The organism is uncultured Anaerofustis sp., from assembly GCF_938029165.1.
In the GTDB taxonomy this organism is placed as follows: domain Bacteria; phylum Bacillota; class Clostridia; order Eubacteriales; family Anaerofustaceae; genus Anaerofustis.
Genome location: NZ_CALHFB010000050.1, coordinates 156,718 through 177,928 on the forward strand (window position 1 = coordinate 156,718; position 21,211 = coordinate 177,928).

General features: G+C 34.5%; 21 protein-coding genes. 15 read left to right on the forward strand and 6 right to left on the reverse strand.

From position 1 onward, the window contains the following. Nucleotides 1–36 precede the first annotated feature (36 nt). Entirely contained in the window at nucleotides 37–978 is a 942-nt protein-coding gene (locus Q0516_RS09785) for a GNAT family N-acetyltransferase (protein ID WP_294465373.1), read from the reverse strand. Nucleotides 979–1,489: 511 nt separating this feature from the next. Continuing rightward, nucleotides 1,490–2,134, reverse strand: coding sequence for a cyclase family protein (locus Q0516_RS09790; RefSeq protein ID WP_294465377.1), 645 nt, complete (start codon nucleotides 2,132–2,134; stop codon nucleotides 1,490–1,492). Nucleotides 2,135–2,268: 134 nt separating this feature from the next. Between Q0516_RS09790 and Q0516_RS09795 the strand changes: the two genes are divergently transcribed. The 3 genes from Q0516_RS09795 to hprK are packed head-to-tail and all read left to right on the forward strand — an operon-like array spanning nucleotide 2,269 to nucleotide 4,419. Then, on the forward strand, nucleotides 2,269–2,643 hold the full coding sequence (locus tag Q0516_RS09795; protein ID WP_294465381.1) for a DUF2809 domain-containing protein: 375 nt from the start codon (nucleotides 2,269–2,271) through the stop codon (nucleotides 2,641–2,643). A gap of 19 nt (nucleotides 2,644–2,662) precedes the next feature. Beyond that, nucleotides 2,663–3,484 (forward strand): Cof-type HAD-IIB family hydrolase, encoded by an 822-nt coding sequence (locus Q0516_RS09800; RefSeq protein WP_294465386.1) that lies wholly within the window; start codon nucleotides 2,663–2,665, stop codon nucleotides 3,482–3,484. Next, complete coding sequence (hprK, locus tag Q0516_RS09805) at nucleotides 3,484–4,419, forward strand: HPr(Ser) kinase/phosphatase (protein ID WP_257480477.1); 936 nt, start codon at nucleotides 3,484–3,486, stop codon at nucleotides 4,417–4,419. Before Q0516_RS09800 ends, hprK begins: the two co-directional genes overlap by 1 nt. A 499-nt stretch (nucleotides 4,420–4,918) precedes the next feature. On the opposite strand, the gene Q0516_RS09810 is transcribed toward hprK, so the two are convergent. From Q0516_RS09810 to Q0516_RS09820, 3 genes are read right to left on the reverse strand one after another with little or no spacing between them, the layout of a single operon-like run. Continuing rightward, a complete protein-coding gene (locus Q0516_RS09810) occupies nucleotides 4,919–6,124 on the reverse strand; it encodes a DUF2207 domain-containing protein (protein WP_257480474.1) in 1,206 nt (401 codons plus the stop codon). Between the two features lie 6 nt (nucleotides 6,125–6,130). After that, a complete protein-coding gene (locus tag Q0516_RS09815; RefSeq protein ID WP_294465396.1) occupies nucleotides 6,131–8,026 on the reverse strand; it encodes a DUF2207 domain-containing protein in 1,896 nt (631 codons plus the stop codon). A gap of 24 nt (nucleotides 8,027–8,050) precedes the next feature. Next, on the reverse strand, nucleotides 8,051–8,608 hold the full coding sequence (locus Q0516_RS09820; protein WP_294465398.1) for a LemA family protein: 558 nt from the start codon (nucleotides 8,606–8,608) through the stop codon (nucleotides 8,051–8,053). A 216-nt stretch (nucleotides 8,609–8,824) separates the two neighbouring features. Here Q0516_RS09820 and Q0516_RS09825 point away from each other — a divergent pair, with 216 nt between their 5' ends. The 4 genes from Q0516_RS09825 to Q0516_RS09840 all read left to right on the forward strand — a co-directional run bounded on the left by Q0516_RS09825 (nucleotide 8,825) and on the right by Q0516_RS09840 (nucleotide 12,862). Continuing rightward, on the forward strand, nucleotides 8,825–10,018 hold the full coding sequence (locus Q0516_RS09825) for an acetate kinase (RefSeq protein ID WP_294465400.1): 1,194 nt from the start codon (nucleotides 8,825–8,827) through the stop codon (nucleotides 10,016–10,018). 90 nt (nucleotides 10,019–10,108) lie between these two features. After that, nucleotides 10,109–10,585, forward strand: a complete 477-nt coding sequence (locus Q0516_RS09830; protein WP_294465401.1) for a DUF177 domain-containing protein — start codon at nucleotides 10,109–10,111, stop codon at nucleotides 10,583–10,585. A gap of 13 nt (nucleotides 10,586–10,598) precedes the next feature. Continuing rightward, a complete protein-coding gene (rpmF, locus tag Q0516_RS09835) occupies nucleotides 10,599–10,781 on the forward strand; it encodes a 50S ribosomal protein L32 (RefSeq protein ID WP_007049712.1) in 183 nt (60 codons plus the stop codon). Nucleotides 10,782–11,335: 554 nt separating this feature from the next. Beyond that, nucleotides 11,336–12,862: a YifB family Mg chelatase-like AAA ATPase gene (locus tag Q0516_RS09840; protein ID WP_294465404.1), complete on the forward strand. Its 1,527-nt coding sequence runs from the start codon at nucleotides 11,336–11,338 to the stop codon at nucleotides 12,860–12,862. Between the two features lie 111 nt (nucleotides 12,863–12,973). Here Q0516_RS09840 and Q0516_RS09845 read toward each other — a convergent pair whose 3' ends face one another. After that, nucleotides 12,974–13,510 (reverse strand): hypothetical protein, encoded by a 537-nt coding sequence (locus tag Q0516_RS09845; protein ID WP_294465407.1) that lies wholly within the window; start codon nucleotides 13,508–13,510, stop codon nucleotides 12,974–12,976. 862 nt (nucleotides 13,511–14,372) lie between these two features. Here Q0516_RS09845 and Q0516_RS09850 point away from each other — a divergent pair. The 8 genes from Q0516_RS09850 to rseP all read left to right on the forward strand — a co-directional run bounded on the left by Q0516_RS09850 (nucleotide 14,373) and on the right by rseP (nucleotide 21,209). Next, the gene (locus tag Q0516_RS09850; RefSeq protein ID WP_294465409.1) at nucleotides 14,373–14,711 is read left to right on the forward strand and encodes a transporter; all 339 of its coding nucleotides are present in this window, start codon (nucleotides 14,373–14,375) and stop codon (nucleotides 14,709–14,711) included. An 825-nt stretch (nucleotides 14,712–15,536) separates the two neighbouring features. Then, nucleotides 15,537–16,268, forward strand: a complete 732-nt coding sequence (rpsB, locus tag Q0516_RS09855) for a 30S ribosomal protein S2 (RefSeq protein ID WP_257479793.1) — start codon at nucleotides 15,537–15,539, stop codon at nucleotides 16,266–16,268. Nucleotides 16,269–16,288: 20 nt separating this feature from the next. Next, on the forward strand, nucleotides 16,289–17,212 hold the full coding sequence (tsf, locus tag Q0516_RS09860) for a translation elongation factor Ts (RefSeq protein WP_294465412.1): 924 nt from the start codon (nucleotides 16,289–16,291) through the stop codon (nucleotides 17,210–17,212). Nucleotides 17,213–17,323: 111 nt separating this feature from the next. Continuing rightward, complete coding sequence (gene pyrH / locus Q0516_RS09865; protein ID WP_007049718.1) at nucleotides 17,324–18,028, forward strand: UMP kinase; 705 nt, start codon at nucleotides 17,324–17,326, stop codon at nucleotides 18,026–18,028. 13 nt (nucleotides 18,029–18,041) lie between these two features. Next, nucleotides 18,042–18,599, forward strand: a complete 558-nt coding sequence (gene frr / locus Q0516_RS09870) for a ribosome recycling factor (RefSeq protein WP_294465416.1) — start codon at nucleotides 18,042–18,044, stop codon at nucleotides 18,597–18,599. Nucleotides 18,600–18,634: 35 nt separating this feature from the next. After that, nucleotides 18,635–19,351 (forward strand): isoprenyl transferase, encoded by a 717-nt coding sequence (locus Q0516_RS09875; RefSeq protein WP_257479790.1) that lies wholly within the window; start codon nucleotides 18,635–18,637, stop codon nucleotides 19,349–19,351. Between the two features lies 1 nt (nucleotide 19,352). Further along, nucleotides 19,353–20,174, forward strand: a complete 822-nt coding sequence (locus Q0516_RS09880) for a phosphatidate cytidylyltransferase (protein WP_294465419.1) — start codon at nucleotides 19,353–19,355, stop codon at nucleotides 20,172–20,174. A gap of 12 nt (nucleotides 20,175–20,186) precedes the next feature. Continuing rightward, nucleotides 20,187–21,209, forward strand: coding sequence for an RIP metalloprotease RseP (gene rseP / locus Q0516_RS09885; RefSeq protein WP_294465421.1), 1,023 nt, complete (start codon nucleotides 20,187–20,189; stop codon nucleotides 21,207–21,209). Nucleotides 21,210–21,211: the final 2 nt, after the last annotated feature.

Genomic DNA, 21,211 nt, shown 5'->3' on the forward strand with positions numbered 1-21,211 from the left:
TCCTCCTTTATATAATGATTTTAATAAACCTATACTTTACTCATGTTCTTTGCAGGACAGTTCTTCAACTATTATTTTAATCACAGATACCGCCTCTATCATTTTTTTATCAAAGTCCCGGTCTTCTTTCCCCGAATTATGTTTCATTATAATCTTAAGCCCATGTATTTTTTCTTTTTCATTTTCAATAATAGAAATCTTTCCCGTACCTATGATACTTTGGTACCCGAAAGAATACCCGCAGGGGCTACTGTTTTCATGAAGCTTGTGATTGGTATCCAGCTCAAATCCCGCATATTTATTCTCTTTTATCAAATCTATTTTCCTGCCCTCTTTTGCTCCGTGACAATAAAAATATCTTTTACTGTCTCTTACTTCATACCCAAAATTAAGAGGCACGATATATGGTCTATCTTTATCATTTAGAGCAATCCTTATGCAGTCGCATTTACATATTATTTCATCAATCAAATTTATATCGGTTATTTCATTGTCTTTTCTTCTCATTTTATATTCCCGATTATTGTTTTTTAATTGCATTTCGCTGTAGCAAAGGTAATCCCCGTTCTCGGTCTTTAATTTATGATAAGATGTATATTCATATCCTCTTTTTAAGTAAAGGCTCACAGCGGGAAAAGAAGCGTCTATATGTACACTGTCAAATTTTTCTAATATTTTTCTTTCCACAAAATCTAAAATCATGCTCCCGTAACCCATACCCTGAAAATGAGGAAGCACAAAAAATCTGTTTATTTCATTGTCGTTTATCGTAACGGTAGCGATATATTCACCATTTTCTTTAATGAGATATACCCTACCATTATTCAAATCCTCGGTTATATTATCTTTACTGTGATGAGAAAGGAAAAAATCCACCGCACCTTTGGGATAATACCTTGGATAAATTTCCTTTATAGTATCATGAGTTATATTTTTTACTCTTCCAAAATCATTTATATCTGCTTTTATTATCTCCATTATTTACTCCTAAAAATACTTAAATCAAACAATTTACCATATCACCAAAAACATTTTGTTAGATATAAACTAATATCATACTTATAATAAATTCAATATATTTTATAAAAATCAATTAATACTATCCCTAGTTTTATTCTATTATCATCGTATGCTTTATCAAAGTCAAATCATTGATAGCTTTTTTATTAATCATTTTTATTAAAACAAAAGGAACATTTATATTAAGTACTGATTTTCAAAATGAAAAGGAATATCTACATGTTCCCACATACGTACTCATTATCAGCTTATCCACAATACACCTGTCTTCACTGTGGATAAGTGCATTTGATCCTTACTGTTATCATAAAAAATCAGTGACGGTCATTGAATAATGATGTAAATGATGTATCGGATATATCTTTTCACGCTATTATTAATATACCCGATATATTTTTATACTCTTATTACATATTTCATAAATATTTATATCATTTATAATTGTCATTATAATTTTATAATCGGATATTTAAACCTCTGCGGCATAGGCTCTTACGGGAGAACCGTCACCGTTCTTTATTTTTAAAGGAACGAAGTGGAATATATAATTTTTATTAATATCCAGCTTATCCAAATTTGCAAGGTTTTCAACGATCAATATATCATTACTTAAAAATATATCATGTGCGTCGAAATTATCGTTATTATATGTAGAGTCCAGACTGAAAGTATCTATACCCACAAGCTTTATCCCCATGCTTTTTAAATACACTGCCGCTTCTTTTGATAAATAAGGATGAGAAATATACTTTTCACTGTTAAAATACTCATCATAACCTGTCTTTATAACCGCAAAGTCGCTTTTTAAAATGGCTTCCCCGAAAGGTTCCAAATCGTCTATAAATATCACTTCGTTATTCTTTTTATAGCTTACATCTATTAATGCTCCCCTGCCTATGAAACTTTCCACACCATAATCGGTTATGGTCTTACCATTATTATTAAAATGAAAAGGAACATCTATATGAGTTCCGGTGTGAGTACCCATTGTTAGCTTATCCACATGACAATGGTCTTTACTGTGGATAAGTACCTCTTCCACTTTTACCTCAGGGTCTGAGGGATAAACCGTCATATCGGTTTCGATAACATTAGTCAAATCAATTATATTCATATTCTCACTTCCTTTATATAATATTCTACCATAAAATCATAGGATAATATCCTTTAGTTAAACTTTACAATAACCCACTTGTAAAAAGAATTTAAATAATATAAAATATAGAAAACGAAAGAAAGTATTTTATAATGAATAAAACAAGCGATAGAATAAAATATCTCATTTCAGCAATAATTATAATATCAGCAGAGGTTTTTATAGCTGTTTTCGTTAATGATGACTTTATAAGACCATACGTAGGAGATATGCTGGTGGTGTTCGTTTTATACTTTTTATATAAAACGTTATTTCCAAAGAAAAATAAAAACCTTCCTTTTTATATATTCATATTCTCTGTGATAATAGAAATACTTCAGGGAATAAATATTGTAGATATACTTGGTCTTGGTGATATTAAATTTTTTAGGATACTTATAGGAACCAATTTTGATATAAAAGATATATTATGTTACCTGATAGGTTGTATGATACTTTATTATATCGAAAATAAAAACATAAAATAAATAAAGAAAGAGAGAACATATGTATAAATTACTTGCTACAGATATCGACGGAACACTTATAAACTCAAAAAGAGAACTTACGGATACTACCAAAAAGGCTATTTACGAAGCTTACGACAAAGGCTGCGTGATACTTCCATGCTCGGGAAGAGGACCTCTTCCTCTACAGGATATTACAAATGAAATAGATTTGGACCTGCCTCTTGCATGTTTTAACGGAGCACTTGTCATAAAAGGGAAAAGCGGAGAGATACTATACGAAAAGGCAATAGATAAAGAGGACGCAATACTTGCATATAACGAAGGTGTAAAGAGGAATGTGGGTGTCATAGCATGGACATTCGACAATAAGCTTGCATTCAATGAATTCAATAAATTCACCGAACACTATTTATCAATGGCAAATGTAGCGAGGGAAGACGTTATAATAATCCCCGAACACATGGAAATATTCGACGAGAGGATAACGAAAGTGTTGTGGCAGGATGAGGTGGAAAATATGGATGACCATGTGGCTTATGCAAGGAATTTATTAAAAACAGTGGATAACAATGCAATGTGTGCAACAAGCCAGCCTTTCCTCCTTGAATTCACCCACAAAGACGCAAATAAAGCTGAAGCGATAAAACACGTTGCAAAGGCTTTTGATATAGAACATAAGGACACCATAGGTATAGGAGACGGACTCAATGATATACCGATGATAGAATATGCCGCTCTTGGAGTAGCGATGAAAAATTCACACAAAGAAACGTTGGAAGCGGCGGACTACATAGCTCCGAGCAATGATGAAGACGGAGTTGCATATGTAATAAATAAATTTATGTTAGGTAAGGAATAATGAAGAGAGCATCTTTAGAAGAATTCTGCAGTTTTCTGGAAGGAGAGATCCTGTACAGCGATTTCAGAAAAAACATAAGGTTAAATACCCCTTATGTAACGCGTCCGGGGATACAGCTTACCGGGTTTTTCGAATACTTCGACAATGACAGAGTACAAATAGTAGGCAATACGGAAAGTGCTTATTTAAAGCACCTTACACCTCAAGTGAGAGAAAACAGGATAAGAGCGCTTTTTAAGCACGATATACCCTGCGTCGTACTCACCAACGGAGTAAAAGAATACGAAGATTTTGTTAAAATAGCGAGAGAAGAACACGTTATACTTATAAGAAGCTGTTTTAATACTAACCTGACCATAAACAAAAGCGTTGCTTTTTTGGAAGAACTCTTTGCTCCAAAGATGCAGCTTCACGGAGTACTCGTTGAAGTTTTGGGTGTAGGCATACTCCTTGAAGGAGAAAGCGGGATTGGTAAAAGCGAGATAGCCCTTGAGCTGGTACAAAGAGGGCACAGGCTCGTAAGCGACGATTTGGTGGAAGTAAAGAAGATAAACGATACTACTCTGGAAGGTTCATGCCCCGAAGTACTTCAGTATTTCATGGAAATAAGAGGGGTCGGTATAATTGATGTAAAGGCATTGTTCGGAATGGGAGCGGTCAAAGACAACGTAGACGTAGAGCTTGTCGTAAGGCTCGTTCACTGGAACGATAAAGAACATTACGAAAGACTCGGCACCGAATATCAAAAGGAAGAAATACTAGGTACCGTACTCGACAAATTGACGGTCCCTGTAAGACCGGGCAGAAATATGGCGGTAATAATAGAAACTATCGCAAGGAACTACAGAGTAAACGAAATGAATTATAATGCGGGAAAAGAATTCTGCGACAGAATAGAAAAATATAATAATGAAAATGCAAAGAAACTAAAATAATAACTAAAAAAGACACTCGGACATAGTGTCTTTTTTTATTTATATCACGTGGGGCACTACGCCTGCTCACGCAGATTCCGCGCCCCGGATAAACACTTGGAAACAAATAGTGAACAAATAAGAAAGAAATATAATGAACGATTATTTTAAGCAATCAAAAATATATAATATATAAAAACCGCGTTTAAACCAAAAAAGACCCTCAAAAGAATCTTTTTTGGCGTTTTAATTTACCTTATAAATTAATGATAGTTCCAAAATACAATCAAAGTATTTGGAATTATCGGGGGAACAGTTTTAAAGAATTAAATTCTTTTGTTTATTATAACAAATCAAATCCGCTAAAAAAACACCTTTTTGATTAGGTGTACATATAGGTAAAAATATTTTTTTATTTATTGAATGATTTAGGCTTCGGGGCGCGGAATCTGCCGAAGGCAGGCGTAGTGCCCCGAAAATAAGGGAATAAAAAAAGACGGCTTGAAGTCGTCTTTTTATTTTAATATGAATTAAGTATTGCATTATCAAGGATATCTATATCCCCGTTAAAATCATTGAATGATATATACTTCTTACTCTCACATGTATCATAAAAATAAGGTATATCGAATTTATCGTCGTTACCGTCAAAGAGAACTATAGATAGATCCAAAGAATATATATAAGGAAGCATATCGTAGAAATAATCGTTATCCCTTTGATAAAGCTTACTTATCCCTTCTTTGTCAAACTGCTCTATGGTATGCCTGAAACCCATGACTTTTCCAAGTACGGAATTCAAATAATCACTTCTTTTAAAAATAAATCCGTTTACTATAACACATAAAAGAAGCAGATTTAGCTGACACATGAACATGATACCGACATTACTGAAATGTATTATAAAATATGGGAATACGATATTTCCGCAAAGTATGAATATTGAAGCTATCAAAGCTCCGTATTTGACAGAAGTCTCCTTCCCCGTTTGGAAAGCAACTATAAGGTAAGATAACAGTGCATACATAAATCCCGCAAGAGTAATAAGAAGTATAGTAAATATCACCCTTGCAGAAGACGTATCATAAGCAAATCTTGAATAGATAACCATCGTCGCAACTACCAAAGCGGCAAAAGCAAAAGAGGTATATCTTCTAAGCTTTCTGGACATCTTGGTTTCTATATTTTTCTCACTTAAGAACTCATTTGCTACCACTGTTTCCATTTTCCTGAAATACCTTCCGTCATCATTAGATATTTCCTCTGTAGTTACTTTGTTCCTGTCTCCTTTAAATAAGACCTTGTACATGAGTCTTTCATACTTGGAAAGAGAATTATCCAAATCTTTAAGCTTGGTTAAAAGTATCGTTTCGTCTTCAAGCTTTTCTATTTTTATAAATTTTTTGACTGCGAGAGCGATCACAAGAGAAGAAAAATGATTGCTTACCGTTTCTCCGCAGTTCAAATAACCTATCAAAAAGCTATCCATTTCCTCCGGAGGATAAGAAGTTATTTCTTTTTCGACTCTTTTGTCTTTTCCCCAGATAAAGTATATAACAAGATCCAGTACCAAAAGACCTACCGTTACGAGTAACAGCAGGTTAAGTATATTTGGCGGAAGTTTTTTACTGAAAATCTTCTGAGTAACATAAAAAACTACACCGATAACTATAAAGAGTATTAACAGTATTACGCTTTCTTGAATTTTTTCTTTTCTCTTATTCATCTTTCTCTACCAGCTTCCGCCGCCACCGCCGCCGAAGCCGCCTCCCGAAAATCCGCCACCGCCGGAGAAACCTCCGCCGAAGCCGCCGCTGTCGTTATCGAATTCTACCGCCGAAGCAGTTTCATTCATAAAATACATATGATGATATAAATGAGTCATCATATAATAATCCCAAAATACATCATGTCCGTATGGAGTATACCAATCAGGTGCTTCGATTTCGATACCCTTGAATTTATCCATCCATTTATCACTTATATTAAGTACAAAAGCATATGGCATGACATCATAAAAATATGAAGGATTTTCATTTACCAAAGCTTCGAACTTTTCTTTCTCGGCTACTATAAGAAAATCTTTAAAACCTAAGATCTTTCCTATGACGCTGTCCGAATATTTGCTTCTTTTATACGTAAGTCCCGCAAAATAAGAACTGATAAGAAGGAATATATTTGCTATAAAGAACATAAGCCCGCCGTCGGATAATCTCGAAATCAAAAATGCAGAGATAGCACTTAAAAGGATAAAAATGACCGTTGCGGCTATTATACTCATCCTTCTGCCATTCGTAGCACCCTTATGCATCCCGTCTATAGCACCTATTATCCATAAGCTGAGTAGTCCAAAAACGACAAGTCCGAATGCACCTAATACCAGACTTCCCATAAGGGAATAAAGTGCCTGATATGAAAAATAGAATACATTTATAAATGCCGCCAGTGATATCATTATACCAAGTATTACCTGGAACTTTGTCGCTTTTTTATCGCTTAATCTCTTTTTGCCTGAAAATTCGGAGTTTAAGTCATCACTCGCTATTGAAAGTGTTTCACTGAATTTGTATTTAAGCTCGGATAATTTTACCTTATCCTTTTCTCCTTTGAATAAACCGCTGAAAATCCTTCTTTCAAAAGGTTTAACATCCTCCGGCAAATCTTTTACCTTTATAAATTCAAGTTCATCTTCGCCTAATTCTTTGATTTTCAAATACCCTTTGGAAGCAAAGTAAACTATCAAAGAAGTAAGATTTTTTTTACTGAGTGAATTACCCGCAATATATCCGACTTCAGCCGGAGTCATATTATCCGGAGGATAAAATTCCACAGTCTTTATAATTTTTTCATCTCTTCCGAATTTCATGGATATAAAAACAGATAATAATAAAATAATACCCGCTATGCCCAAGAAAACAAAATCAAAAAATTTATTGTTTGAAGGTGCGGCTGTAAAGTAACCTTCCGGAAGTTCTATCCTGACTGTAAGGCTTTCGTTGTTATACAGCTTAGAAGTCGTATATCCGCTTACTACATTACCGTTGATTTTATACTTTACATTATTTCCTTTATTACCATACTGACCGGATGTAAAGTTGATGAGCTTGGTATCAAAATCCTTAGGCATATGTATTTTGAATTCTACCCTGTCTATGGTAGTATCCCATTCATTACCTATCAAATTGTAATATACATCATCAAAATCCTTTATCCCGTCATTTCCAACGACATAAGTATACCCTATCACATAAGTCTGCTTCCCGGTAACATATTCATCTTCATTACCTATTTGAAGAGATATGTCTCCCAGACCGCTTTCCTTGGTATAATCGCTGTTTACGCTTATATCTTTAACTTTTATCACATGAGTCTTTTTTACTTCTTTACCGTCTATCGTTCTCGTAGCGGAAGAAATCGTAGGTATGGTCCTGAACAGACCATGCCTTTCATTTTCTCCGAAATCCACATTTATCGTTTCCTTCACAGTATAGCTGTTATCTTCGTTTACCTTCATATCGATATCGTAGTTATCGATAGTAAAATATTCTCTTGCAGATACACTGCTAAAAGGAACAAATAAGAACAATGAAAGTATCAAAGCAAATACAAGTTTGCCAAATTTTTTCATTTTCCCTCTTTATCCCTTAAATAATTAAAATTCTACTTTTACGTTTTGTCTTTCATTTTCGTTTTCAACTTCAAACAGTGGTTTTACGCTGAAACCGAACATATTTGCAATTAGGTTGCTTGGGAATACTTCGGTTTTTGTATTGAAAGTATTTACTATAGCATTGTAGTATTTTCTTGAAGAAGCGATTTCTTCTTCCATTCTATTTAGGTCAGCCTGAAGAGAAACGAAGTTCTCGTTTGCCTTTAAGTCGGGATAACTTTCAGATAAAGCAAACAAGGATTTAAGCGTTCCGCTCAAAATATTTTCACCCTCTACTTTTTCATCTACGCTTCCCGCATTCATAGCCATGTTTCTAGCCTGGATAACTTTTTCCAAAGTCCCCTGTTCATGTTTTGCATAACCTTTTACGGTTTCAACAAGGTTTGGTATGAGGTCATATCTTTTCTTAAGATACACATCCATCGTCGCATAAGCTTCCTTGATTTTATTGTTAAGTTTTACGAATGAGTTGTAGCATGTTATCAAATAAACAACAAGTAAAGCCACAACCACTAAAATTATTATTAACACTGTACTCATATTCTGTCTCCTTTTTTCTTGAGTTTTCGTTATTTATTATATTTTATCATATAAACTTAAAAGTAATTAGTGTTTTTGTGATTTTAATGAAAATATTTGAAATATAGATGAATACTTAATAAAATTTTATTTACAAAACAAATAAAAGGGTATAAAATAAAGTGTACTATTTTAATAATAAATATTAAAACCAGATTTTAGGAGGAAAATATATAGATGAAAGTTCTTGTAATTAACTGCGGAAGCTCGTCTCTGAAATATCAGCTTATCGATATGGAGAACGAAAATGTTTTGGCAAACGGTGTAGCTGAAAGAATAGGAATGAGTGAAGGTGTTTTAACTCATAAGCAACCGGGAAAAGACGATGTAGTATTTAACGAAGACATGCCTACGCATAAAGAAGCTTTACAAATCCTTGTTAAAGCATTGATAGATGAAAATTACGGAGTGATAAAGAGCCTTGACGAAATAGCTTCCATAGGTCACAGGATAACTACCGGAGGAGAAAAATACAACACTTCCATAAAAGCAGACGATGAAGTTATAAAAGGACTTGAATCATGTGCAGAACTTGCGCCTCTTCATATACCGGGACAAGTTATGGGACTTCTCGGATGTAAGGAAGTATTCCCCGGTAAGGAAATGGTTTGTGTATTCGATACATCATTCCATAGAACAATACCTAAAGAAGCTTACATGTATCCTATCCCATATGAATATTATGAAAAGTATGGCATAAGAAAATACGGTTTCCACGGTATTTCGCATCAATACGTTTCGGCTAAAGCGGCAAAAATGCTGGGTAAAGATATCGAAGATTTGAAGATAATCGTTTGTCACCTTGGAAACGGAGCAAGCGTATCGGCTGTTAAAAAAGGTAAATGTATAGAAAACTCAATGGGCTTTACGCCTCTTGACGGACTTGAAATGGGAACGAGAAGCGGTTCTATAGATCCTTCTATCGTACCTTTCCTTTGCGAAAAAGAAAACAAGTCTCCAAAAGAAGTTGAAGATATTTTAAACAAAGAATCGGGACTTCTCGGTGTATCGGGAGTATCTTCCGATTTCAGAGATATCACAGACGCAAAAGACAGCGGAAACGAAAGAGCAAAACTTGCATTCGATATCTTCGTATACAGAGTAAAAACCACTATCGGTTCTTATACAGCGGCAATGAACGGAGTTGACGCTATCGCATTCACAGGCGGTATCGGTGAAAACGCTACTGTGGTAAGAGAAGCGATACTTAAAGATATGGAATATTTCGGCGTTGATTTCGATGAAAAAGCAAACGATGTAAGAGGTAAAGATACCATTATCACAAAAGAAGGTTCCAAAACGACTTGCATGGTAATACCTACAAACGAAGAACTAATGATAGCCAAAGAAACAATGGAGATTTTAAGCTAGTAAATTTAGAGATGAATTAAAGATAAAATCTTGACAAATTTTATTTAAACAAGTATAATAATTCTTACTGTGACGCTAGGAGGTATCAAGTTGATTATAAGGCTTAAGAAAATCTTGGATGATAAAGATAGAAGTATTATGATCGATGAAACTCTTGACGGATTTGATTATAATGACTTTACATTCTCCCCCATCAAAGTTAAGGGAAATGTGCTGATCGATTTAGACATGTTAAAACTCGGTGCTAAAGTAAATTATTACTATACCGGAGAGTGCGACAGATGTCTTATCGATATAAAAAAGGAAGAAGAGTTTACTTTAGTCAAGCAGTATGATATAAAAGAAATCGAGAGCAGTGATAAAGAAGGTATAGACCTTGAGGAAACTGTTAAAGAACAAATTTTATTAAATATGCCAAATAAAGTTTTATGTAAAGATGATTGTTTAGGCCTTTGTCCAGAATGTGGTATAAACCTAAACAAAGAAAGCTGTAATTGTAAGGATAATCAGATAAATCCCAAATTTGCGGCACTGGAAAAACTATTAAAGGGCGAAGGTGAAAACTAGGAGGTGAATAATCATGGCAGTACCAAAGAGAAAAATTTCAAAAGCAAGAAGAGATAAAAAAAGAGCTAACAGTTATAAACTTGAAATGCCTACAGCAAGCGTATGTCCTAAATGCGGAGAAGTAAAGGCTCCACACAGAGTATGTAAAGCATGCGGAACATATAAAGACGTAACTGTTGTAGATGTAGCTGAATAATTTAGAATATATTTAAGACACCTTTAAGGTGTCTTTTTTATTTTATATAAAAAGGATTTTACATATCATAATATAATTAGCTATCTTCCCTTTATGTAAAAGATAAGTTTATAATATGTCTTAATAATTTCACTATAAAGAATGACTTTCATATTTTTTTTAATAAAAGTCAAATCAAAATCTATTTTATCTAAATATTACTTTTCAAATAACAATCAAATTCAGATTTATTTTTTATAATAAAATTTTAAGTAATATAAAATAAGTGTGTAATCAAGATCATAATTAATTCAATATGATACTTATATAAAATTTAATATCAAACTCTATAATTATTTAATTCATATATAAAAATCCTATAAAATAAATATACTTTAAAAACTCTTGTTAAGTAAGAGTTTTTATTTTTTATAAGATTTTTACTTGTTTTTATCCTATTTTTTTCGACATTTTTCTATGTTTGTGACTAAAAAGTGACCACTTTCGACTAACCCCTTGACGAAGAACGAATGTTCTATTATTATATAAAAAAAGGACAAACAGGGGTCAAGATAATGTTCAGCAAATTATTTTCGGGAAGTATCGTAGGAATTGACGGCATAATAGTAAGCGTAGAAATAGATATATTAAATAAAGCACTTCCGTCTATCTCTGTCGTGGGACTTGGAGATATAGCGGTAAAAGAATCTAAGGAAAGAGTATTTTCCGCAATAAAGAACAATTCATTTCAAATCCCTATGGGAAAGATAACAGTCAATCTTGCTCCCGCAGGGATAAGAAAAGAAGGGACCTACTACGATCTGCCGATGGCGGTGGGGATACTTATGTCATCTACTCAGATATTCTCAAAGATAGATTTAAATAAGTATTTATTCCTCGGAGAACTTTCTTTGGACGGAACCCTTCGCGGAGTCGACGGAGTGCTCCCTATGGTAATGGAAGCAAAGAAAAACGGGATAACCAATATAATACTGCCCAAAGAGAACGCAAAAGAAGCCTCAATCATTGACGAAATGAAAATATACCCTGCCGAGAAACTGATGGAAGTGATAAACCATGTAAACGGCAGAAAGGATTTAGAATATATAACAACAGATAAAGACGACTTTTTAAAAAATCATGAAATAGAAAGTGACTTGGATTTTTCTGATGTAAAAGGACAGGAAAGCGTAAAAAGAGCAATGGAGATCGCGGCAGCGGGAGCACATAACATGCTCATGGTCGGTCCTCCGGGAAGCGGGAAAACGATGCTTGCAAAAAGATTTTCGACTATCCTACCCAAAATGACACTGGAAGAAAGTTTGGAGGTAACGAAAGTGTATTCGGTATCCGGACTTTTGAAAAAAGATACGCCGCTGATAGCTTCAAGACCATTCAGAAGCCCACACCACACGATTTCCGACGTATCTTTAATAGGAGGCGGAAGGATACCAAATCCCGGAGAAGTGAGCCTTGCTCATCTGGGAGTATTGTTCCTCGATGAATTTCCGGAGTTTCAAAAAAAAGCTTTGGAAGTCCTTCGCCAGCCTCTTGAAGATGGGATAGTAAATATATCGAGAGTATATGCTTCCCTTACTTATCCTGCGGACTTTATGCTCCTTGCAAGCATGAATCCGTGTCCGTGCGGATATCTTGGAGACAGCAAAATAGAATGTACCTGTTCGGATTTTCAAAAAGAAAAATATAAAAATAAGATTTCCGGACCGCTTCTTGACAGGATAGATATACAAGTAAAAGTGCCAAGGCAGGATTATGAAAAGCTGAGGATAAACAGCAAAAAATCCGAAAGCAGCAAAGAAATAAGGAAAAGAGTAAACAGAGCAAGAGAGATACAGCTTGAAAGATATAAAGGAACAAATGTACTCTTCAACTCAATGCTTACACCGAGTATGATTGAAAAGTGGTGTAAAATCGGAGAAGAAGAGGAAAAACTGATGAAAATGGCCTTCGATAATTTAAATTTATCGGCGAGAGGATATCATAGGATACTCAAGCTCGCAAGGACTATTGCGGACTTGGATGGATGTGAAAATATAAGTTCTTCACATATTAGTGAAGCTTTACAGTATAGAGGGATGTAATTTTGCATATAATATACTTGTAAATATTATATTTTGTTTATTTTAATTTTACTGAAAGCACCTTTTTAAAAGGTGTTTTTAGTTTACAAAAAAAGAGCCTGAGGGCTCTTTTTAAATTGGGATATTTTTAAACTTATAATCGTTTCCTGCATAATTGAAAGTAACGGTTATGCTTTTAACGTTATCGTTGAAAGGCAGGAATTTCACATTCAAAGTTTCCTTATACTTTAAAGGTTCATCGACGGGATAGTCGTCGAAGAAAAATGCGGTAGGCTTATATTCCATACCCATGTTGTCGATGACTTTTAAATTATTGACTTTGTGGTTACTTATAGGGTTTTTATTTTCATTTTCAACAAGGAAGACTATATAAAACGAGCTTTGATTTCCGCTCATCCAAGAGTATGTTATGAAATACTTTTCATTCAATACCCTTTCTATATCAATACTCACTCCCCCTTTTGACAAGCGGTAATTACTTTTGCCATAATCCTTTTTTAATAGCTCATTTATATTCGGCGGTAGATTATCGCTTATATTGGCTACGTTAAAAGTATTCGTATCGAAAACAAATGTAAATATAAGAAGCCCCATAAAAATAATACTTAATATTATAATAATGATTTTTAAAGATTTATTTTTTTTCATAATAAATATTATGAGAATAAAAGTTTAATATGAAGATAAATTCAAATTAATCCGGTTTGTAAAAATAAAGATAACGAATGATTTAAATATCAAAATAATTCAATATCATCAAAACATAAAAATAACACCTTAAAGGTGTTACTAATTTAGTTTTATCCATGCATCTCCTGAGAGGTGCGACTTTGTCATATGTATCGGGAATTGTGAAACAATCGTTTCAACCCACGCACAATATATTAGTGCGACTTTATACTTATTCATTCTGGACATAAAGTTTTATTGCAATGTTAAAAATCAAATATGAACAGTATCTATTAAATATGTAACTATTCACAACTCAATAAAATGCCGCCGCGATGATATTCAAGTTTAACTTTTGCATCCCTTTTAGCGACAGCTTTAGCCTCCGCGGCTGGAGCGGAAATTTTGGTACTTTTGTTTTCAAAAGTACATATTGTTATTTAATCCACGCACCCCTTACGAGGTGCGACGGGAAGAATTATTAAATAATATAGGAAATGGTATGTTTCAATCCACGCACCCCTTACGAGGTGCGACTCTACAAATCCTTTCAAATAGCCTATTACAGACACTTAATAAAATATAATATTTAAAATTACTTTTTTTAACCCCGCTATTTAAAAGGATTTACAAATTATTAAAAAATGTGAGCTTAGGGTTCGCAGCTCTTCTTCCTTAAGTATTATAACTTAGTTATATTATACATTATTTTTCATATTTCGACAATGCAAATAATTGTGAACAATAAAAAATTTTAAGACTTATAATATTAATGCTTTAAATATATAAAAGCTTTTCAACAAAATGTGGTAGAATAAGAAAAAAAGAAAGAAGAAATCATATGAACATACTTTTTAATCTAAGCTTGGCTGTTTCCGTCGGTATCACAATAGGTTTTATAGGAGGAGCGATAAAGTCAAAAATAATAAAGTCTTATACACAAGAAAAAATAGAAGCAACCAAGAAGATTTTAGAGAAAATTTCAAATATACTTAAATACATCGTTTTGTTTCTATTGGCACAGGGCGTCGTGTGGTGTACATATTTTTTGATTTTGGGCGTTATTAGCCCCGCAAGCGCGGAATATGCGAATAACGTATCGGAATTGATAGTTGCAGTTCTTACGGTCATATCCATTATATTTGCATTCTTTGAATTTTTACGCAGGACGGATAAGTAAAAGGTAATATGTCCTTTTTTAAAGATAAAAAAGGACGAAAAAATCTCCGCTCAAGCCGCGGAGGCTAAAGCAGTTGCTAAAAGGGATGCAAAAGTTACACTTGCATATCATCGCGGCGGCATTTTATTGAGTCGTGAAAAGTTACATATTTAATAGATACTGCTCGCATTTGGTTTTTAATATTGCAATAAAACTCTATATTTATAATTAATAATTGTGAGGTCCCATCAATAATATCATGTTGTATATAAATTGAAATGTAATTAAGAAAAAAACATTGCTAAATAATAAATAGTTGTACCAATGTGTTATGATGCGTGGGTTGAAACGTACCTCATATTTCAGGACAAATTGGATTTAAGTCGCACCCCACACGGGATGCGTGGATTGAAACTAAAAGTTCAGCATGAAAATGCTGTAAAGTCGGGGGCGCACCCCACACAGGGGTGCAGGGATTGAAACATAACAACTATCTTTTTTGTTTTTGCATTTTTCGTCGCATTTCTTAGAGATGCGTAAATCAAAAATCTACATTTTATATATTTTTTTGTAAACACTATATTACCGAAATATATCATAAAATTTCACTTGATTTAAAATATAATAAAAGAGCAAATATAATAACTAAGATAAATAAAAGCAAAACATTAGAAAACCTTGATAAATAAAGGTTTTTTGGTAAAAAATATTAAAAATTCCTTGAATATAAAATTTTCTTATGCTATTATATACAAGGTTAACAAAAAATCACAGATGTGCCTGAAATTCTTTGGTGCCGAAAGGTGAGAATAAAGCACGTCAAGGAAAAACCAAGGAGGAAAAAGAATGAGTTACATTCAAATGAAACAATTATTAGAAGCAGGTGTTCAATTCGGACATCAAACAAGAAGATGGAACCCTAAGATGAAAAAATTCATCTTCACGGAAAGAAACGGTATCTACATCATCGACTTACAGCAAACCGTAGGTTTAGTGGATGACGCTTGTAAATTCGTAAGAAGTATCGCGGAAGAAGGCGGAGAAATCTTATTCATCGGAACAAAAAAACAAGCTCAGGATGCTGTTAAAACAGAAGCTACAAAATGCGGAAGTCACTTCATCAACCAAAGATGGTTAGGTGGTACACTGACAAACTTCCAAACAATTTCAAAAAGAATTAAAAGACTTCATGAATTAAACGAAATGGAACAAGACGGAACATTTGATGTCCTTCCTAAAAAAGAAGTTATTTTACTTAAAAACCAAAGAGATAAACTTGAAAAATTCTTAGGCGGTATCAAACACATGGAAAAACTTCCATCAGCATTATTCGTAATCGACCCTAAGAAAGAAAGAATTGCTATAGCTGAAGCTAAAAAGCTTAATATTCCGATCGTTGCTATCGTTGATACAAACTGTGACCCTGACGAAATCGATTACCCAATACCGGGAAATGACGATGCTATCAGAGCCGTATCATTGATCGCTTCAACAATGGCTAACGCTATTTTAGAAGGAAAACAAGGCGAACAAATGGAAGAAGCTTCGGCAGAAGCTGATACAGAAGCTAACGAATAAAAATATAAGGGGATATAATTATGGCAATTACAACTAAACTTATTAAAGAACTTAGAGAAAAAACAGGCGTTGGCATGATGGACTGCAAAAAAGCATTGGTTGAAACCGCAGGTGACATCGAAAAAGCCATCGTATATTTAAGAGAAAAAGGACTTGCTGCAGCAAGCAAAAAAGCAGGAAGAATTGCCGCTGAAGGCGCTGTAAAAATCAGCGTTAAAGAAGACGGCAAGACTGCAAGTATCGTTGAAGTAAACTCTGAAACGGACTTCGTTGCTAAAAACGACGATTTCCAAAACTTCGTTAAAGACGTTGCTGACCAAGCTATGGAAACAGAAACCGATGATGTAGAAAAATTCTTATCGGAAGGCTGGTTAAAAGAAGCAGGAAAATCAGTAAAAGAAGCATTGAACGAAAAAATCGCAGTTATCGGTGAAAACTTAAACATCAGAAGATTTAAGAAAGTCGTATCTGACGGATGCATCGCTTCATATATCCACGGAAACGGAAAAATCGGTGCTTTGGTTGAAGCAAGCTGTGATAAAGTAGACGATGAAGTAAAAGCTTGTCTTAGAAACATAGCTATGCAAATAGCGGCTATGAACCCTAAATACGTTTCAGACGCAGAAGTTCCCGAAGATTATATAAATTCGGAAAAAGAAATCTTACTTCACCAAGCTAAAACAGAAAACCCTGAAAAACCTGACAATATCATCGAAAAAATGATTATCGGAAGACTAAAAAAAGAACTTAAAGAAGTTTGTTTATTAGACCAAGGTTACGTTCAGGATTCTGATTTAACGGTTGAACAATATATTCAAAAAGTAAACAAAGAAACAGGCGCCAACATCAAAATCAACAAATTCGTACGTTTTGAAACAGGCGAAGGTTTAGAAAAGAAAGAAGAAAACTTCGCGGAAGAAATCCAAAAACAATTAGGTGAATAATAAGACTTGAAGAACACAATTAAACTTTAGTTGTGTTCTTTTTTTGTTGTTTTATTTGAGTATTTATTGTATTATATATAAAGAATAACTTAATATAGATAGGAGTATTTTATGGAACCAAAGTACAAGAGGATTATATTAAAAGTAAGCGGCGAAGCTCTTGCAGGAGATAACAAATTCGGGCTTAACACACAGGTTATAAATAACATCAGCAAACACATAAAAAAATGTCATGACATGGGCGTTGAAATAGCTATCGTAGTAGGAGGCGGAAACTTCTGGAGAGGAAGGACCGGTGAAGGCATGGACAGAGCAACGGCAGATTATATCGGTATGCTCGCGACCGTAATGAACGCTCTTGCACTTCAGGACAGCCTTGAACAATTAGACCTTCAAGTAAGGGTACAAAGTGCCATCGAAATGAGACAGATATCGGAAAGCTACATAAGAAGAAGAGCTATCAGACATCTTGAAAAAGGAAGGATAGTTATATTTGCTTCAGGTACAGGAAATCCATTCTTCTCTACCGATACTGCGGCTTCACTAAGAGCTGCGGAAATAGAAGCGGAAGCTATATTATCGGCAAAGAACATCGACGGAGTATACAATAAAGACCCTAACGAACACGATGACGCGATAAAATACGACGAGCTTACTTACCTTGATATTTTAGATCAGGGACTTAAAGTGATCGACTCTACGGCGGCTTCACTTTGTATGGATAACGATATACCGTTATTGATATTTGCAATAGATCCTCCTGAAAATATCGAAAAAGTTGTATGCGGAGAGAAAATAGGAACAATAATAAAATAAAGGAGAAGATGATATGAGTAAAAAAGTACAAAATCAAGCTAAAGAAAAAATGGTAAAAGCAGTTGAAAACCTTCAATCCAATTTAAATGCTCTAAGAGCAGGAAGAGCAAACCCAAAGATGTTAGACAGGATAATGGTAGATTATTACGGAACCCCTACCCCCGTAAACCAAATGGCAAGCATATCCGCTCCGGAACCGAGAACACTTACGGTTCAGCCTTGGGACCAATCGGCTCTGGGACTTATAGAAAAAGCCATAATGAGTTCTGACCTCGGACTTAATCCTTCAAACGACGGAAAAGTCATAAGACTCGTTATCCCTCAGTTAACGGAAGAAAGAAGAAAAGAACTGGTTAAGCTTGCACAAAAAGAAGGCGAAAACGCAAAAGTAGCGGTAAGGAATATAAGAAGACATACTATTCAAACTCTAAAAGACGAACAAAAAAAGGGTGAACTTACAGAAGACAGCCTTAAAGATGCAGAAGATGAAATGCAGAAACTAACCAATGACTATATCAAAGAAGTAGATAAAAAAATCAAAGACAAAGAAAAAGAAATCACGACTATTTAATTTATTCTCTTAATATAGTTATAAGGATAAAAAATATGAATAACATAAAACTGGATAAAGACAATATGCCAACCCATCTTGCCATTATCATGGACGGTAACGGCAGATGGGCAAAACAAAAGGGCAAAATAAGGAGTTTCGGACATAAATTCGGAGCTAAGACGGTCAAAGACATAATAAGAGCAGTAAATGATTTAAATATAAAGCACCTCACACTTTATGCCTTTTCCACCGAAAACTGGAAGAGACCAAAGGACGAGGTAACGACTATCATGAACTTGGTAGTGGAATATTTAAATAAAGAAACCGACGACCTAATAAAGGAAAATGTCAAAATGGACTTTATCGGAGACATAAGCTCTATGCCGGAAAAGACCAGACTAAGTATGAACGACACTATCGAGAGGACAAAAAACGGCAGCGGTCTCAATGTTCATATTGCCCTTAATTATGGTGGAAGAAAAGAAATCGTAAATGCAGCAAAAGAAATTATAAAAGAGGGAATTGACGCTTGCGATTTAGACGAAGAATTATTTAGTAAATATTTATATAACAGTGATAACACGGAAGTGGATTTACTCATAAGGACGGGCGGAGATATAAGGATAAGCAATTTCTTATTATGGCAGATAGCTTACAGCGAACTTTATTTCTGCGATACGCTTTGGCCTGATTTTACTAAAGAAGAATTACATAAAGCCATTTACTCTTTCCAGCATAAAGAAAGAAGATTTGGAGGATTGGTGAAATAAATTGGCAAAAAGATTAATAAGTTCCCTTATAATGATTTTACTTTTGATCATAGCTATAATAATAGGTAACAAGGCGTTTTTCGTACTTGCATTCTTTTTGAATATAATGTCGCTGTACGAATATATAAACGTTATAGATGATAACGGGAAACACCTTGATTTATCCAAGATAATATATATATTATCGGGTACACTGCTTTTGATATTCGCTATGAAGGATTTCAATTTGGTGATACCTTCCATACCTATAATGATCATTCTCATATCGATGATAAATATACTGGACAAGAAATTTGACGCGGATACGACGATATACTCTATATTCGGTCTGATATACATTTCTCTTATCCTTTCATTTATGGTACTGATGTTAAGTAAAATGAACAATATAGAGGGACTTGCACTTATTATTTTTGCGGAAGTCATAACCATTGCTACCGATTCTTTTGCATACCTGTTTGGTATAAAGTTCGGTAAACATAAATTATGCCCTAAGATAAGCCCCAAGAAAAGCATAGAAGGAAGTATCGCAGGGCTTGTTTTCGGTATTTTGGCGGGAATGATATTACATTTTATATTCATAAATTATAATATTATTGACATTTCTTTAATAGACTGTATAATAATGGCAACAATAAATAGTATACTGAGCCAGTTCGGAGACCTTACGGCTTCCATGGTAAAAAGGAAATTCGACGTCAAAGACTACGGCTGGATAATCCCCGGTCACGGAGGAGTCCTGGACAGAATAGACGGCACACTATTTTCTTTGGCGGGAACATTTTTCTATGTATACATCGTGCTGAATATGTTTACTTTTTAGGAGAGAAAAAATTTGAGCTTATCAACTATAATATATACTCTGTTAATATTCGGAGTACTAATATCAACTCATGAATTCGGTCACTTCATCGTGGCAAAGAAATGTGGTGTCATCGTGGAAGAATTTTCTATCGGGATGGGACCACTTATTTTTAAGAAAAAAGGAAAAGACGAAACCCTTTATTCGCTTAGGCTCCTGCCTATCGGCGGCTACTGCAAGATGTACGGCGAAGATGAAGACGAAGAAGAAACGGGAGAAGGCAGCCTAAACTCTATCTCCCCTTTTAAAAGGATACTCGTTTTTGCGGCAGGTGCGGGAATGAACCTTTTATCAGCTATCATCATATTGATGGTTGTTTACGGAGTAATGGGGACTGAGCCCACCACGACCATAGGAAAAGTTCTTGAAAATAATCCCGCATATACGGCGGGACTTAGAGAAGGCGACACTTTTGTTAAGATAAACGATACGAAGATAACCAAATGGGAAGACATATCAAACACCATAAACTCTTCAAAAGGAAGAGAATTAAAGGTCACTTATAAGACAGAAAGCGGAGAATTAAAGGATACTACGGTAACGCCGAAGCTGGACAGTGCAACGAATTCATATAAAGTCGGTATAAACCCTACCTATTCAAAGAGCTTTATCGGGACTGTAAAGAGTTCTGTAAAAGCCTTCGGAACTTATATATATGTTACGTTCAAAGCCTTAATAGACCTAATCAGAGGCGCTATAGGCATAAATCAGCTGTCGGGTCCCATAGGTGTCGCGGGAGTTATCAACGAAGCGGTGGGTGCTGGGTTTAGTATACTGCTTAACATAACGGCTCTGCTTACGATAAATATAGGTATATTCAATTTACTTCCCATACCCGCTTTGGACGGCAGCAGGATATTGTTCTGCTTTATAGAAATGATAAAAGGCTCCCCTATCAACAGGGAAAAAGAAGGAATGATACATTTTGTGGGATTTGTATTACTTATGGCATTCGCGGTATTCGTTGCTGTACAGGATGTAATAAAACTTTTCTAGGA